The sequence below is a fragment of the Pseudomonas sp. HMWF021 genome (assembly GCF_003061005.1).
Taxonomy (GTDB): Bacteria; Pseudomonadota; Gammaproteobacteria; order Pseudomonadales; family Pseudomonadaceae; genus Aquipseudomonas.
The window spans coordinates 118627-120647 of sequence record NZ_QAIK01000040.1; the positions used below are offsets into that span (position 1 = coordinate 118627).

3 protein-coding genes are annotated in these 2021 nt (G+C 60.9%); 2 read left to right on the plus strand and 1 reads right to left on the minus strand.

Annotated elements, in window-relative coordinates; genetic code table 11:
• The coding region (locus tag DBR18_RS04795) for an AbrB family transcriptional regulator (RefSeq protein ID WP_256588539.1) at positions 1-811 on the plus strand (811 nt) is incomplete at its 5' end.
• Between the two features lie 126 nt (positions 812-937).
• Here the strand turns inward: DBR18_RS04795 and ung are convergent.
• Positions 938-1630: a uracil-DNA glycosylase gene (gene ung, locus DBR18_RS04800; RefSeq protein WP_108589447.1), complete on the minus strand. Its 693-nt coding sequence runs from the start codon at positions 1628-1630 to the stop codon at positions 938-940.
• Between the two features lie 132 nt (positions 1631-1762).
• Between ung and DBR18_RS28735 the strand changes: the two genes are divergently transcribed.
• Positions 1763-2021 (plus strand): enoyl-CoA hydratase/isomerase family protein (locus tag DBR18_RS28735; protein ID WP_256588540.1); only part of this gene is annotated, 259 nt, incomplete at its 3' end.

The window sequence follows — 2021 nt, forward strand, 5'->3', positions numbered from 1 at the left end:
CCCAGTGGTGATGGAGCAAGTGCTGAGTCATTTCGGTTTGATCTTCTTCGGCGCGCTGGTCACCAGCCTGTCAGCGGTGGTCGGCGTGTGGTTGATGCGCCGCACCGGCGAGGATCGCGCCACGGCGTTTTTCTCGAGCATGCCTGGCGGCTCCGGGGAGATGGTCAACCTCGGCGCACGCAATGGCGCGCTGCTCAGCCATGTCGCGGCGGGGCAGAGTCTGCGGGTGCTGGTGGTGGTGCTGTGCGTGCCGGCCGCATTCAAGTATCTGTTGGGCGACGGCACACCGATTTCCCACGCCGGCAACGTCGATTGGCGCTGGCTGGCGATTCTGTTTCCTACAGGCGCCCTGCTCGCCTGGCTCTGGCAGCGTTTGCGCCAACCCAATCCCTGGCTGTTCGGGCCACTGTTGGTCAGTGCCACGGTGAGCATTGCCTGGGATCTGCACATCGGCCTGCCCGACGGTGGCAGCCAGATCGGCCAGTGGCTGATCGGCAGCGGGCTGGGCTGTCACTTCAACCGCCAGTTCTTCCGCCGCGCACCGTCATTCATGGGCCGTACGCTGATCGGCACGGCGCTGACCATGTTGATCGCCACATTGGCGGCGTTGGGCTTGAGTGCGCTGACCCATCTGGATCTGCGTTCGCTGACGTTGGGCATGATGCCCGGGGGGATTGCCGAGATGAGTTTGACGGCGGAGACCCTGCAACTGTCGGTGCCGCTGGTGACGGCGATGCAGGTGATGAGGTTGTTGTTTGTGCTGTTTCTGGCGGAGCCGTTGTTCAAATACTGGAATCGTAATCCCGAGTAATACCGAGTCGACTTCATCGCTGGCAAGCCAGCTCCCACAGGATCGTGGGTGCCACAAATCATGTGTACACCCCCGAAACCCTGTGGGAGCTGGCTTGCCAGCGATGGGGCCGGCCCGGTCAACCGATCAAACCGGCGGCAACCGCCACTCGATCGGCGCCTCTCCATTCTGCTCGAGAAACTTGTTGGTCCGGCTGAAATGCCCGCACCCCAAAAATCCACGATAAGCCGACAACGGCGACGGATGCACCGAGGTCAGCACCAGGTGCTTGGTCGCATCGATCAGCTTCTGCTTACTCTGCGCATGCGCGCCCCACAACATGAACACCAGATGCGGCTGGCGTTCGCTGACCAGCTCGATGATCCGGTCGGTGAAGAAATGCCAGCCCTTGTCCTTGTGCGCGTTGGCATTGCCGCGCTCGACGGTCATGGTGGTGTTGAGCATCAACACGCCCTGATCGGCCCAGCTCTGCAGGTAACCGTGGTTGGGGATGTCGATGTTCAGGTCACGTTTCAGCTCTTTGTAGATGTTGACCAGCGACGGCGGTGCCGGCACGCCCGGTTGCACCGAGAAGCACAAACCATGGGCCTGGCCCGGGCCGTGGTAGGGGTCCTGGCCGAGGATCACCACTTTGACTTTATCCAGCGGTGTCGAATTCAATGCATTGAAAATCAGCGGTCCCGGCGGATAGATTTCCTTGCCGGCTGCCCGCTCCCGCTGCAGAAAAGTGCGCAACTCTGCCATGTAAGGCTGGTCGAACTCAGCACGCAGTGCCTCCTTCCAGCTCGGTTCGAGTTTGATACGGTCGTCAGCAGTCATGGTTACATCCGGCAAAAACAATGGGGCGAACCCTAGGAAACCCGCCCATGCTTGTCAATTGATCTGACGCAGATCCGGCACTTTCCCACACAGCGATCATACTGATCCTTCATATTCCCGATCGAGGTCACGATGAATCTGCACTTCGAAGAACTCACCGGCACCGACGGCGCCCGCCTCGGAATTGCCAGCCTTGATGCTGAAAAGTCGCTCAACGCGCTGTCCTTGCCGATGATCAACGCCCTGAGCGACAAACTGAACGCCTGGGCCAAGGATCCGCAGATCGTCTGCGTATTGCTGCGCGGCAATGGTGCCAAAGCATTCTGCGCCGGCGGTGAAGTGCGCAGTCTGGTGGAAGCCTGCCGCGCCCACCCTGGTGAAGTCCCGCCAC

Coding starts and splice junctions, on each gene's coding strand:
- ung (WP_108589447.1), bottom strand. CDS start 1,630: ATGACTGCTGACGACCGTATCAAACTCGAACCGAGCTGGAAGGAGGCA.